Source organism: Pseudomonas rossensis (genome assembly GCF_039888995.1).
Taxonomy (GTDB): domain Bacteria; phylum Pseudomonadota; class Gammaproteobacteria; order Pseudomonadales; family Pseudomonadaceae; genus Aquipseudomonas; species Aquipseudomonas rossensis.
The window spans coordinates 16,494-28,189 of sequence record NZ_JBBWCB010000080.1; the positions used below are offsets into that span (position 1 = coordinate 16,494).

Genomic DNA, 11,696 nt, shown 5'->3' on the forward strand with positions numbered 1-11,696 from the left:
TGCGATCTTTTGATCTTGTCTTTTTGACTTACTTGCCAGGTGTCAGCGTCAAACGCGTCTTCCCATACACCTTGTCAAAGTTCTGCGGCTGCATCGGCAAACTCATGTATTGCCCCTTCAGCCACGGATCAATGCTGTCGAGGTAGTTCGGACTCGCCGGATTACCGGATTGCCCTGTACCGTTCTGCCCCATCAGTGGTTCCGCCTGGCCGAAGTCGACGATAAAGCGCATGGCTGGCGCCAGGGTGGTGTTGAAATCCTGACCCCAGGCGAATGCTGCAGTATTCAGCGTGGTGTGGTCGCCACCGGCCGCCAGTGGACCGCGCACAGTCTGGCCACTGGCGTTTTTCCACTCGTAGTGGTGCAGCTTGCCCCATTGCCAGGCTTTGTGATCGCCGCCCAACTGACTGTCGCCCGCGCTGATCGCTGCCGCCAGACTGCGGGCGAGGATCGCCGGTTTATCTTCTTTCTGCGGTGTGCGAGCGTCATCCCAGAACGGACTGTCCTCACGCCCCAGCAGGTGATCGGCCTGGGCCGCGTAGGACAACTTACCGTTGGCGATAAAGGCTTTCCACGCCGGGCTGCTTTCCGGGCCCAGTTCGTCGAGGAAGATTTGCTGGGTGCTTTGCTGCAGGAACAACTCGTAAATCGCTGCATCAGCGGAGGTCGGGCTGAGTTTTCCGTCGAAGGCCATCAGGCGGGTATACGCCTCGCGAGCCTTGCCACGATCCGCCACAGGCAACGCTTCAATGGCCTGCTTGAGCGGCTGGGACATGCCCGGCGCTTCAAACATCTTCTTCAGCTTGGCAGCGAAAGTGGTGGTCTGGTCGTATTGCATGGCGATCAGGCTGCGCGTGTCGTGTTTGCCCACACCTGCCAGTTCGGCCAGGCGTTCGCCACGCTCCGGCGCCGACCAGGAGTTGGACAACTGCATGCCGTAGCCATGCGGAATGACTCGCTGGTTGGCGGTGCCGAGCCAGCCTTGGGCCGGATCCTGGTCATAGGGATGGAGCATCGGGTCGGCGTAACCATCCCAATCGTAACGACCTTCCCAGCCCGGCGACGGCAACAGGCCTTCGCCTTCGCGACGGTTCGGGAAGCGACCGGTGACTTGCCAGCCGATGTTGCTGGCGTCGGCAAATACCAGGTTCAGCGCGATGGCGCGGATTTCACGGCTGGCGTCCGAGGCTTTCTCGACGGTCTGGGCGCGGGACAGGTCGAAAAACGCATCCAGGGTCTTGTCATCGGTGAAGTTCGGCGTCTGCAAGGCCAGGCCAAAACCGTTAGCCAGCGTCGTGCCTTGGGCACTGTTGAGCAACGGGCCATGGCGGGTTTCGTACACCACTTCGCGAATCGGCCGCTGGCCTTTGACGAAGTAGGTTTCGTTGCGCACGATCGCCGGCTGCCATTTGCCACCAACTTCGTAGGAAAGTCCGTTGCCCTGGCGTTTGATTTTTTCCAGGAACAGGTCCTGGTTGTCGCCCATGACGGTGGCCATGCTCCACGCCACTTTGCCGTTGAAACCGCCGAGCACCATCGGCAAACCGGCAATCGTCACACCAGAAGCCTGGTACTTCGGCGCGCGAATCTGTACGTAACTGAACAACGACGGCACGCCCAGTGGTCCATGGCTGTCGCTGGCCAGCAGGCTTTTGCCGCTGCGGCTGCGTTGCGGGCCGATCGCCCAGTTGTTCGACGAGGTGGCGCCCAGCAGATTCAGATCGGACAGTTGTCTCGTGGCTTTGCTGATCTCGGCCAGGCCCGGGATTTGCCCGTTGAGCTTGATGCCCTGAAGTTTTTCAGCGTCGGCCTGCGGCAGTTTTTCATCGGGAGCGGACGGGGTCAGCCACGGGAGTTTGTCGTTGCTGACGGTCTGGGCCAGCATCAGCGACGAAATTTCTTCCGGCAGGTTGGCCGACTGGCTGAAGTTCAGCAGGCAGAAAATCAGCGCCGAGTCTTCCGGCTTCCAGTATTCAGGCTTGTAGCCGGTGGCCGCGAAATCCGCTGGCAGTTTGTCGCGATAGCGGAACAGGTAGGCGTTGACGCCGCGGGCATAGACTTCGAAGAAGCGTTTGAGGCGCGGCGAAGACGCCTTGTACAGCTCGCCGGCGCTTTTCTTCAGATTGACGGCGCGCATGTAGCGGTCAGCGTCCAGCAGGTCCGAACCGGACATCTCCGACAAGCGGCCCTGAGCCAACAGGCGCAGGGTGACCATTTGCGTGATGCGGTCGGTGGCGTGGACGTAACCCAGGGTGAACAGCGCGTCGTGAAAGGTGTTGCTTTCGATCAACGGCATGCCCATGGCATTGCGACGTACCGAAACGTTCTGCGCCAGGCCCTTGAGCGGCTGTACGCCGGTGGTCGGCGGGAGGGTGTCCTGGGTGTTCCAGGTCTGACAACCGGTCAGGCTCAAAACACCGGCCACTGCTGCGGCAACGCCGAACCGGGGAAGAAAATGTGTAAGGGCTGGCGAGGCCATGGCAAAGCTCCTGCGGGGGTAGCGTCATTAAAGGCGCTACGTTAGTGAGCAGGAGGTGCCCGCGCAAGCGGGGTATCAGGTTATTTCAGGATTTGTCTGTGGAACGCAAAAAGATCGCAGCCTCGTTTCACTCGACAGCTCCTACACGGTTTTGCATTCCCTTTAGGAGCTGTCGAGTGAAACGAGGCTGCGATCTTTTGATCTTCCATCAGGATTTAGGCGGATTGATCTTGGCCACCAGGGCATACGCCTTCACCGTCGCCGGACGGTTCTGGATGTGGTTGAACCAGCGCAGCACGTTGGGGAAGTCTTCCAGGTTCTGGCTCTGCCATTTGTGGGAAACGATCCACGGGTAGATCGCCATGTCGGCAATGCTGTATTCGCTGCCGGCGACGAAGTCTTGATCGGCCAGCTGCTTGTCGAGTACCCCGTAGAGGCGGGCGGTCTCGTCGATGTAGCGCTTGATTGCGTAAGGGATCTTCTCCGGCGCGAACTGGCTGAAGTGATGATTCTGCCCGGCCATCTGCCCCAGGCCGCCCATCTGCCAGAACAACCATTGCAGCGTTTGTTGGCGACCGCGCAGGTCTTTGGGCAGGAACTTGCCGGTTTTCTCTGCCAGGTACAACAGAATTGCCCCGGACTCGAACAGTGCCAATGGCTCACCGCCATCGGCCGGTTCGGGATCAACGATGGCCGGAATTTTGTTGTTCGGGGAGATTTTCAGAAATTCGGGTTTGAACTGGTCGTTCTGGCTGATGTTGATCGGGTGCACGTTGTAGGGCAGGCCGGCTTCTTCCAGGAATATCGAGATTTTGTGGCCGTTGGGGGTGGTCCAGTAATACAGGTCGATCATGGAGTACTCCAAATCTAGAGACGTCGTTACTTGCGGACAGCAAACGCCGGCATCAGGTCGTCCTGTTTGCGTTCGATAGCTTGCCTGTAGGAACAGGTGATGCTGAAGTGCGGGAAATTCAATGACCCCGCATGAGAAAAACCGGCATGGAGCTCAAAACAAACGCGGCGCTGATCATCATCGATCAACAAAAAGGCATCCTGCATCCCAAACTGGGTCGCCGAAATAATCTTCAGGCCGAGCAGCGAATCCTCGATTTGCTAGGGGATTGGCGTCGAACCGGGCGACCGATCATTCACGTGCAGCACTTGTCCCGTTCACCTGACTCAGTGTTCTGGCCGCAGCAATCGGGGGTGGAGTTTCAGGAGCGGTTTCAGCCACAGACCGGTGAGCAGCTTATTCAAAAGCAGGTGCCGGATGCGTTTTGTGCGACGGGGCTTGAGAAAAGTTTGCGAGAGGCGGGGATCGATCAGTTGGTCATTGTCGGCGTAGCGACCAACAACTCGGTGGAATCCACGGCGCGAACGGCCGGTAACCTGGGGTTTGATGCGTGGGTGGCGGAGGATGCGTGCTTTACGTTCGACAAGGCCGACTACTTTGGTAAAGCCCATACAGCCGAGGAGGTGCACGCGATGTCGCTGGGTAATTTGCAGGGGGAATATGCGACGGTCGTGAGCACTGCGCAGATCCTGAAGTGAGGGTGACTTTGAGGGCCTCTTCGCGAGCAGGCTCGCTCCCACACTTGACCGCATCTACCTTGAGAATGCGATCTAATGTGGGAGCGAGCCTGCTCGCGAAGGCGATTCAACAGGCGAAGAAGTTCTTCGCCTGAAGCATCAAGCGCCGTGGCACTTCTTGAATTTCTTGCCGTTGCCGCAGGGGCAAGGGTCGTTGCGGCCGACGTCTTTCAGGGCGTTGCGCACCGGTTCCTGGTGGGCGTGGCCGCAGTTCGGGCCGTGGACATGGCCATGGTCGTGATCATGGTGGTCGTGATGGTCATGATCGTGGTTGCAGTCAGGGCCATGGACATGGGGTTGCTGGGTCATCGGTTTTGCTCCGGAATTAAATCGGCGGGGATTATCACGCCATTGCGCGCCAGGTGCACGTAGTGCGCGATGAATAAACCGGTTTCCAGTTCACCTTCCAGACGATAGGGAATCGGCTGGTCGGGTTTTTTCAGCAGTTTCACCAGATCCCGCACCTTGGGCCACAAGTTGGTGCGGATCGGCACTTTAAAGTAGGCACTGCGTTTTGGACCGACAGTAAACCAGTGTTCGTGCTCGCCTTCGGTCAGCAGCATGTCGCCCAAATGAATGCGGTACTCGATGCCCCGCACCGTCAGGTCACTGTCGTTGGGGTTGTCGACGCGAAAGTGCAGCAGGAATCGCTGCTGCATCAGTTTGGCCTGGACGACTTCGACCTTGACCAGATGCACCTGCGGATCCGGCAGATCATCGCCGAACCAGGACGCACAGCCGCCAAGCCCCAGAAACAGGAGCAGGGTGAGCAGATGTAGTACGAGCCGTCGGGTGGTCATGGTCGGGTTTCTCCCTTGAGCACCAGTCTAGCCCTAAAAGATCGCAGCCTTCGGCAGCTCCTACACTGGATCGGCGTAAACCCGTAGGAGCTGCCGAAGGCTCGGGCCGCGTTCGGACGATCTTTTGACGTCACTTCAACTGCTGAAATAACCCGCACAACACTTCTTGAACTTCTGCCCGCTGGCGCAAGGGCACGCATCATTGCGCCCGGCCTTGAGTTGTACGGTGGGGTCAATGAAGTACCAGTGGCCGGCGTTCTGCACGAACGACGAGCGCTCGCGGTGGCTGTGTTCACCGCCGCCGTCGTGCCAGCGCGCAGTGAACGTCACGAAGGCGTGTTCCGGCTGGCCGCCCAAGACCTCGGAGCTTTCCACTTCAAGGCCCAGCCAGGTGCTTTGGGCGCTCCAGTCGCTGATGGACTGTCGATCGAGGCCTGCCTGTTGTGCGGGCAGGGTGGTCGCCACCAGATAATCGATCAGCCCCAGTACGTAGGCGCTGTAGCGCGAACGCATCAAGGCTTCGGCACACGGCGCCGGATGACCGGCATGGTAATGACCGCAGCAGGCATCAAGCGGGGTGCCGCTACCGCAGGGGCAAATGGATGTACTCATTGCGTTACCACCAATATTTCCCGAAGTTTTCCGGATTGGCCCAGAACCGTGAGTTGAGCCAGTCGGGGACTTGTTTGTAGTCAAGCAGATCATAGGTGAACAGGGTCAGCACTTGATCGTCGCGCTGGAAGCGTTCGCTGGCTTGCAGGGCCAGGGAGAAAAAATCGGTCTCCTGCCAGCCGCTGGCCGGCAAGTCCGCCAGCACCGCGATGCGACTGGCGTTGAGGTTACGGATCCCGCCAAGCAGGTTCAGGCCATCGCGTTTGGGCAGGTGTTCGAGGCAATCGACCACCAGCGCCAGGTCAAACCGGCGCGCCGCCAACTCGGCCGGCAACACCCCGGGTGCCGCATGGGCCACAAAAGTGTCCGGGTGCGCCAGCTTGAAGGCCTCAAGCGCGGGGAACTCGCTGGCGCCAATCAGCAACAGGCGCGCGGGGGCGTAACGATCAAGCAAAGCGGCCAACGCCTGCTGGGGCGTGCGCGAAGAAATACCTGCAATCATCGAAGATCCTCAATCAGAGCTGCCAAGACTAGCCTGCTCAAAGGGCCGGGCCTAGAGGTGGTTTGTCCCAAAAGCGCCGATGTGCCGTGAACACGGGGTTAAAACTGCAATGGCCTATTGCTGGCGGAGATTAAAACTCGGGTCTTTACTACCTGAATCGGTTCTAAGCCGATCCCCTCAGGAGAAAACTCGATGAGCATAGTTCGCACAGCATTACCCTTGGTTCTGCTAACCAGTGTGTTGACTGGTTGCGCAGGTTTGCAGAAAACCGACTGGCCGACCTGTGCGGCGGTCGGTGGTGTCGTGGGTGCAGGTCTCGGTGCGACCGAGAGCTCGGCATGGGCGGGGTATGGCGCGCTGCTCGTCGGCGGCACGGCTGCGGCCTATTGCTGGGTTCACGGTGATGGCGACGAAGACGGCGATGGCGTGCCGGATAGCCGCGACAAGTGCCCGGGTACACCTAGAGGCGTGCGCGTCGATGCCGACGGTTGCCCTCCACCGGTGCCTGCGCCAGTGGTCGAAGAAGCGGCCGTGGTTAGAGAAGAAGTCATCGTCATTCGCGATGTTCACTTCCAGTTCGACAAGGCCACACTGACCCCTGCCGACAAAGTGGTACTCGATAAAATCGCCACTCGCTTGAAAGGGGAAGCGCCTAACGCCCAACTGACTGTAACCGGTCACACCGACAGCGTGGGCAGCGATACCTATAACCAGAAACTGTCGGATCGTCGTGCGCACTCGGTAGTTGAATACCTGATTTCCCAAGGTGTACCACGCAGCAGCTTCGTCTCTGTCACCGGTGCCGGTGAAAGCCAGCCGGTTGCCGATAACTCCACCGCTGACGGCCGCTCGATGAACCGTCGCACGGAAATCAAAATCAACCGCTAAACCCCTCATACTCCGCGGCTTGTGCAGTCGCGGATGCGGGTCTTTACTCCTGTGTGACCGGCATTGGCCGGTAACACAGGAGCTTTCACCATGAGTGTTCTCACACGGACCGTCTTGCCGGTTGTGCTGCTGGGCAGCCTGTTGACCGGTTGCGCTACTCACAGCGATGGCACCGCCCCCCTCAATCAACGAACCTGGCCAATCTGCAGCGTTATCGGCGGCCTGGTCGGTGGCGGCCTGGGCGCTCTCCAAAGTAGCGGTTGGGCGGCCGGTGGGGCGGCGCTTGGTATCTTGACCGGTGGCTTGATCTGTTACGCCCAGGATGGCGACGAAGACGACGATGGTGTCTTCGATCGACGCGATCGCTGCCCTGATACGCCGGCCAATACCCCCGTGGAACATCATGGTTGCCCATTGCCGCAGTACCCGGCCAGCGTGAAACCTGAACCTGCACAATCGGAGGTCATCACCCTGAGCGACGCGGGCGACGTACTGTTTGCCTTCAACCAATCCGAACTGACCCCTGCCGCGCAGAGCAAGCTGGATTCGCTGATGCCCAAACTGCAAAGCGCCGATGTGGTGAGCATCAAGGTGATCGGTCATACCGACAGCATCGGCTCGGACACCTATAACCAGGCACTCTCGGAACGTCGCGCCAGTAGCGTGGCGGCCTACCTGTTGAGCCAGGGCCTGGCGCCGAACAAGCTCACCAGCGAGGGCAAGGGCCAAAGTCAGCCGGTGGCCGATAACGAAACGGAAGAAGGACGGGCGAAAAACCGTCGGGTGGAGTTGCACATCAATCGCTGAGCCCCGTGATAGAGCCGTCGGACCACAATTGAAGTCAGTCCGGCGGCCATTCGGCGGCCTTCATGAAGAATTTTCCGTTGCCCTCTGGCTTATCCCGCGTGGAAGCCGGTACTGTGCGCACAAAGAATAATTCTCAACGGGGGAGCGTATGAACGTGTTTTGGGGGTTGGGGAAGTTGTTGACCCTGCTGTTCTGGCTGGTGGTGCTGGCCAATCAGCTCATGCCGTTTGTCAATCCTCTGCACCTGCTGGTCGATCTGGCCGGCAGCCTGCTGGCATGCCTTCATCTTCTTGAGGCGGTGTTCTGTTTCCGCAGCCTCAGAGGTCGCGCTCATCCTTGGCGTGATCGCCTGAAGATCCTCTTTTTCGGCGTTTTCCACCTGCAAACCATCCCGGCTCCGACCGCGTCTAAGGCTTCCCATGCGTAAACTCTGTCTGCTCGCTGCACTCATCAGCCCGTTGGCCTGCGCCCAGGTGGTGAGCGTCGAAACCAACTCACTGATGCGTTTGCCCAACACCGCCAGCACCTTGCAGCTGGAACGCCTGGAAGTGGCCGACTACGGCACGTTGTTGATTCCCTCGAATGTGACCGAGGTATCCGTCGGTGAATTGCGTCTGGGTCGTGAAGCGCGGATCGCCATCGTACCCGGCGAACAGCCGCTTGAGCTGAAGGTCAGTCGTGCGCAGTTGTCGGAAGGCAGCCAGATCACGGCTCGCGGCGCGCCGGGAACTTACCTCAAGGCAGCCCGCTCCGGGCGTAACCTGAACTTGCAGATCAAGGCACTGAGTGCACCGCAATTATTGGTGGACGCTCGCGGCGGCGCGGGCGCACCGGGTTTCGTCGGTCTCGATGGGGCCAACGGTCAGGCACCGGGTTGTACCTGGGGCCAGGCCGGTCGTGGTGCCGATGGCAGTGATGGAAACGACGGTCAGCCGGGCGCGCCGGGTGCACTGGTTCGTCTGGAAGTGCCACGCGATTACCCGGTGGAACTGATCAAGGTTCAGGTGGCCGGCGGTGACGGTGGTGTGGCCGGGCCTGGCGGTAAACCAGGCGCGGGTGGCAAGGCCAAGGGCTGTTTCGTTTACAAGGCCGATGGCGGCAAGAGCGGCCGCCCTGGCGCTGACGGTCAGCCGGGGGCCGCGGGTGCGGCGGGTTCGGTAACCGTTCAGCGGTTGTAAGCAATTTCCGAGGTTTTGGTCGCCAGATCGATCGCTATCGCGAGCAAGCTCGCTCCCACAGGGATTGCACTGATCCATTGTGGGAGCGAGCTTGCTCGCGATGCTTTTAGAACATCGGCCGAGCCGCAGCAATCGCCACCAGCACCAACCCGACAATCAGATTGATCCCCACCAACTTGCGAATTTTCCCAAGCGTCGCAGCCCCGGTCGGCCAGTCCTGCGCCGCCACCGCCGTGCGCAACTCCGGCAACAACAACGCCTGAATCCGGATAAACAGCGCCGTCATCACCACATACAGCCCCATCATCACCTGCACATACCGCGGCGCCGCTTCAAAACCGCTGTACTGCAAATGAATCATGCCCACACCGCTGATTGGCAACAGCACCACCGCGACCCAGACCCAGCGGAAAAAACCTTGAAACACTTCTACCCACAGCTTCAAGCGGGCAGGGCCTTCCAAAGCCTTCATTGCCGCGGGGCGCAAGACCATCCACGCGAAAAACATGCCGCCCACCCACACCAGTGCGGCGAGGATATGCAGGCTATAAACCAGGCTAAAGGCGGTCATTGAGGTACTCCGTTCTGCGCGGGATTAATTAGCGCGGTATGATAGCCGCCGATCCGAACCACTGAAAATTTATCCAGCGTTTTTTGCGCCCGACAATCCATGATCAGCACCGAACTCAAAACCACGATCCAGGGCGCCTACTCGCGTTTTCTCGAAGCCAAGAGCCTCAAGCCGCGCTACGGCCAACGCCTGATGATCGCCGAAATTGCCAAGGTCCTCGGTGACATCGACACCGACGACGAAGGCCGGCGCAGTGGCGACCCCGCGATTGTCGCGGTGGAAGCCGGCACCGGTACCGGCAAAACCGTGGCCTACAGCCTGGCCGCCATCCCCACGGCCAAGGCCGCCGGCAAACGCCTGGTGATTGCCACGGCCACCGTGGCCCTGCAAGAGCAGATCGTCTACAAGGATTTGCCCGACCTGATGCGCAACAGCGGGCTGAATTTCAGCTTTGCCCTGGCCAAGGGGCGCGGGCGCTACATGTGCCTGTCCAAGCTCGACATGTTGCTCCAGGAAGGTCACGCGCAAACTGCCACGGCGCAGCTGTTTGAAGAGGAAGGCTTCAAGATCGAGGTCGACGAGGCCAGTCAGAAGCTGTTCACCAGCATGATCGAGAAACTCGCCGGCAATAAGTGGGACGGCGACCGCGACAGTTGGTCCACCGCTCTGGAAGATGCCGACTGGGCGCGCCTGACCACCGATCACAGCCAATGCACCAATCGCCATTGCCCTAACTTCGGCCAGTGCGCCTTCTACAAGGCCCGCGAAGGCATGGGCAAGGTCGACGTGATCGTCACCAACCACGACATGGTCCTGGCCGACCTGGCACTGGGCGGCGGCGCCGTGCTGCCGGACCCGCGCGACACCATCTACGTGTTCGACGAAGGCCACCACCTGCCGGACAAGGCCATCGGCCATTTCGCCCATTACACGCGTCTGCGGTCCACCGCCGACTGGCTGGAAACCACCGCCAAGAACCTCACCAAGTTGCTGGCCCAACATCCGCTGCCAGGCGACCTGGGCAAGTTGATCGAGCAGGTGCCGGAACTCGCGCGGGAGATCAAAACCCAGCAGCAATTCATGTTCAGCGCCTGCGAGCAGGTCGCCGATTTCAAACCGGGCGAAGACGTCGAAGGTCGCGAGCGGCCGCGTCATCGCTTCGTCGGCGGGGTGATTCCCGAGCACATGCGCGAAATGGGCATCGAGCTGAAGAAGGGCTTTGCCCGTCTGACCGATGTCTTTACCCGACTGACCGAACTGCTCAAGGAAGGCATGGACGGCGAGGTCAACATCGGCATCGCCAGCAACCAGGCCGAAGAGTGGTATCCGCTGTTCGGTAGCCTGTTGTCCCGTTCTTCGGGCAATTGGGAGTTGTGGACTGCGTTCACCGTCGAAGACCCGGAAGACAACCCGCCGATGGCCCGCTGGCTGACCCTGGCCGAAAGCGGCTCGCTGTTCGACATCGAGGTCAACGCCAGCCCGATCCTCGCGGCGGAAATGCTCCGTCGCAATTTGTGGAACGTGGCTTACGGCGCTCTGGTGACCTCCGCGACCCTGACCGCGCTCGGCACCTTCGATCGCTTCCGCATGCGCGCCGGTCTGCCGAAAAAAGCCGTGACCGCGGTGGTTCCAAGCCCGTTTCATCATGCTGACGCTGGCGTGCTGCGGGTGCCGGACCTGAAGGCCGATCCGCGTGATGCGCCGGCCCACACCGCAGCGATCATCCGCGACTTGCCGGCATTGGTGGAAGGTTCGCGCGGCACCCTGGTGCTGTTCTCCTCGCGCAAACAGATGCAGGACGTGTTCGACGGCCTCGACCGCGACTGGCGCAAGCAAGTGTTCATTCAAGGCAACCTGTCGAAACAGGAAACCCTGAACAAGCACAAGGCACGGGTCGATGGCGGTGATTCCAGCGTGTTGTTCGGCCTCGCGAGTTTCGCCGAAGGGGTCGACTTGCCGGGTGCCTATTGCGAGCACGTGGTGATCGCGAAGATTCCATTCTCGGTGCCCGATGATCCGGTCGAAGCGGCCCTGGCCGAGTGGATCGAGGCTCGGGGTGGCAATCCATTCATGGAAATCTCCGTGCCGGACGCTTCGCTGAAGCTGGTTCAGGCCTGCGGTCGCTTGCTGCGCACCGAAGAAGACCGCGGCACCATCACCTTACTCGATCGACGCCTGGTCACCCAGCGTTACGGCAAGGCAATCCTCAATGCGTTGCCACCCTTCCGTCGTGAAATTTCCTGATACACCGGTGGGCAAATTTGCCCAC

The 11,696-nt window shown here is 60.2% G+C and carries 13 protein-coding genes; 6 read left to right on the forward strand and 7 right to left on the reverse strand.

The features are described 5' to 3' along the window. Positions 1-28: 28 nt before the first annotated feature. Positions 29-2,479: a penicillin acylase family protein gene (locus tag WLY71_RS20000; protein WP_347804916.1), complete on the reverse strand. Its 2,451-nt coding sequence runs from the start codon at positions 2,477-2,479 to the stop codon at positions 29-31. Positions 2,480-2,687: 208 nt separating this feature from the next. Beyond that, a complete protein-coding gene (locus WLY71_RS20005; RefSeq protein ID WP_347804917.1) occupies positions 2,688-3,332 on the reverse strand; it encodes a glutathione S-transferase N-terminal domain-containing protein in 645 nt (214 codons plus the stop codon). A 146-nt stretch (positions 3,333-3,478) separates the two neighbouring features. On the opposite strand from WLY71_RS20005, the gene WLY71_RS20010 reads away from it, so the two are divergent. After that, a complete protein-coding gene (locus WLY71_RS20010) occupies positions 3,479-4,030 on the forward strand; it encodes a cysteine hydrolase family protein (protein ID WP_347804927.1) in 552 nt (183 codons plus the stop codon). Between the two features lie 138 nt (positions 4,031-4,168). Here WLY71_RS20010 and WLY71_RS20015 read toward each other — a convergent pair whose 3' ends face one another. The 4 genes from WLY71_RS20015 to WLY71_RS20030 all read right to left on the reverse strand — a co-directional run bounded on the left by WLY71_RS20015 (position 4,169) and on the right by WLY71_RS20030 (position 5,983). Further along, entirely contained in the window at positions 4,169-4,378 is a 210-nt protein-coding gene (locus tag WLY71_RS20015; protein ID WP_007906737.1) for an SEC-C metal-binding domain-containing protein, read from the reverse strand. Next, complete coding sequence (locus WLY71_RS20020) at positions 4,375-4,869, reverse strand: LEA/WHy family protein (RefSeq protein ID WP_347804918.1); 495 nt, start codon at positions 4,867-4,869, stop codon at positions 4,375-4,377. The genes WLY71_RS20015 and WLY71_RS20020 overlap by 4 nt, the downstream gene beginning before the upstream one ends. Before the next feature lie 135 nt (positions 4,870-5,004). After that, positions 5,005-5,481 carry a YchJ family protein gene (locus tag WLY71_RS20025; protein ID WP_347804919.1) on the reverse strand — a complete coding sequence of 159 codons (477 nt, stop codon included), beginning with the start codon at positions 5,479-5,481 and terminating at the stop codon, positions 5,005-5,007. Between the two features lie 4 nt (positions 5,482-5,485). Beyond that, positions 5,486-5,983, reverse strand: coding sequence for a DUF6231 family protein (locus WLY71_RS20030; RefSeq protein ID WP_347804920.1), 498 nt, complete (start codon positions 5,981-5,983; stop codon positions 5,486-5,488). A 192-nt stretch (positions 5,984-6,175) separates the two neighbouring features. Between WLY71_RS20030 and WLY71_RS20035 the strand changes: the two genes are divergently transcribed. The 4 genes from WLY71_RS20035 to WLY71_RS20050 all read left to right on the forward strand — a co-directional run bounded on the left by WLY71_RS20035 (position 6,176) and on the right by WLY71_RS20050 (position 8,856). Next, entirely contained in the window at positions 6,176-6,871 is a 696-nt protein-coding gene (locus tag WLY71_RS20035) for a PA1041 family peptidoglycan-binding anchor lipoprotein (protein WP_347804921.1), read from the forward strand. A 90-nt stretch (positions 6,872-6,961) separates the two neighbouring features. Beyond that, complete coding sequence (locus tag WLY71_RS20040) at positions 6,962-7,678, forward strand: PA1041 family peptidoglycan-binding anchor lipoprotein (protein WP_347804922.1); 717 nt, start codon at positions 6,962-6,964, stop codon at positions 7,676-7,678. 148 nt (positions 7,679-7,826) lie between these two features. Continuing rightward, a complete protein-coding gene (locus WLY71_RS20045) occupies positions 7,827-8,105 on the forward strand; it encodes a DUF1145 domain-containing protein (protein ID WP_347804923.1) in 279 nt (92 codons plus the stop codon). Next, positions 8,098-8,856 carry a collagen-like triple helix repeat-containing protein gene (locus WLY71_RS20050; protein WP_347804924.1) on the forward strand — a complete coding sequence of 253 codons (759 nt, stop codon included), beginning with the start codon at positions 8,098-8,100 and terminating at the stop codon, positions 8,854-8,856. Before WLY71_RS20045 ends, WLY71_RS20050 begins: the two co-directional genes overlap by 8 nt. A gap of 106 nt (positions 8,857-8,962) precedes the next feature. On the opposite strand, the gene WLY71_RS20055 is transcribed toward WLY71_RS20050, so the two are convergent. Next, a complete protein-coding gene (locus tag WLY71_RS20055; RefSeq protein WP_347804925.1) occupies positions 8,963-9,427 on the reverse strand; it encodes a CopD family protein in 465 nt (154 codons plus the stop codon). A 99-nt stretch (positions 9,428-9,526) separates the two neighbouring features. On the opposite strand from WLY71_RS20055, the gene dinG reads away from it, so the two are divergent. Then, a complete protein-coding gene (dinG, locus tag WLY71_RS20060; protein WP_347804926.1) occupies positions 9,527-11,671 on the forward strand; it encodes an ATP-dependent DNA helicase DinG in 2,145 nt (714 codons plus the stop codon). The last annotated feature ends 25 nt before the right edge of the window (positions 11,672-11,696 follow it).